This is a genomic window from Anoxybacillus sp. J5B_2022, from assembly GCF_026847645.1.
Classification (GTDB): domain Bacteria; phylum Bacillota; class Bacilli; order Bacillales; family Anoxybacillaceae; genus Anoxybacteroides.
Map to the genome: position 1 here is coordinate 1 of NZ_JAPSMC010000166.1, position 719 is coordinate 719.

The 719-nt window shown below is 51.7% G+C and carries 4 tRNA genes and 1 rRNA gene; all 5 read right to left on the reverse strand.

The window, feature by feature from the left end:
• Positions 1–83: 83 nt before the first annotated feature.
• Positions 84–159 (reverse strand) — tRNA-Val (locus M4I42_RS17025).
• Positions 160–173: 14 nt separating this feature from the next.
• Positions 174–245, reverse strand: a tRNA-Glu gene (locus tag M4I42_RS17030).
• A gap of 15 nt (positions 246–260) precedes the next feature.
• Positions 261–333: transfer RNA gene (locus M4I42_RS17035), tRNA-Thr, on the reverse strand.
• 1 nt (position 334) lies between these two features.
• Positions 335–409: transfer RNA gene (locus M4I42_RS17040), tRNA-Asn, on the reverse strand.
• 130 nt (positions 410–539) lie between these two features.
• A 5S ribosomal RNA gene (gene rrf / locus M4I42_RS17045) occupies positions 540–656 on the reverse strand.
• Between the last annotated feature and the right edge of the window lie 63 nt (positions 657–719).

A 719-nucleotide genomic window follows, 5' to 3' on the forward strand; every position in this document is an offset into this window, starting at 1 on the left:
GATGCGTCGAGGCAACTCGTCGATTATTCATGGATGCTTTGCTCGTCTCTACCAATTGAGCTAAGCCGGCGGAATGTTATATATGGTGGAGGATGACGGGATCGAACCGCCGACCCCTTGCTTGTAAGGCAAGTGCTCTCCCAGCTGAGCTAATCCTCCAAACAAAAAGAAAGTGACCCGTACGGGATTCGAACCCGTGTTACCGCCGTGAAAGGGCGGTGTCTTAACCACTTGACCAACGGGCCATCATAGTAGACGTAAGCTTCCAACCGGGCTTGAACCGGTGACCTCTTCCTTACCATGGAAGTGCTCTACCTACTGAGCTATGGAAGCATGGCTCCGCAAGTAGGATTCGAACCTACGACCTACCGGTTAACAGCCGGTTGCTCTACCGCTGAGCTATTGCGGAACGTGCATAAAACCTTACTGCCTCTTCCTCTCCCAGTTTATTCGAGGAAGTTGGATGCGTCGAGGCAACTCGCAACAGATTCATCGATGCTTCCCTCGTCGCTAAACTATTGTGAAATGTTTTATATCCAGCCTAGCAACGTCCTACTCTTGCAGGGGCGCTAGCCCCAACTACCATCGGCGCTGGAGAGCTTAACTTCCGTGTTCGGGATGGGAACGGGTGTGTCCTCTCCGCTATCGTCACTAGGCTGGTGAAGGATTGTTCCTTCAAAACTAGATAACAGATGGTGGGAAGAAAAGGATGGAGCGTC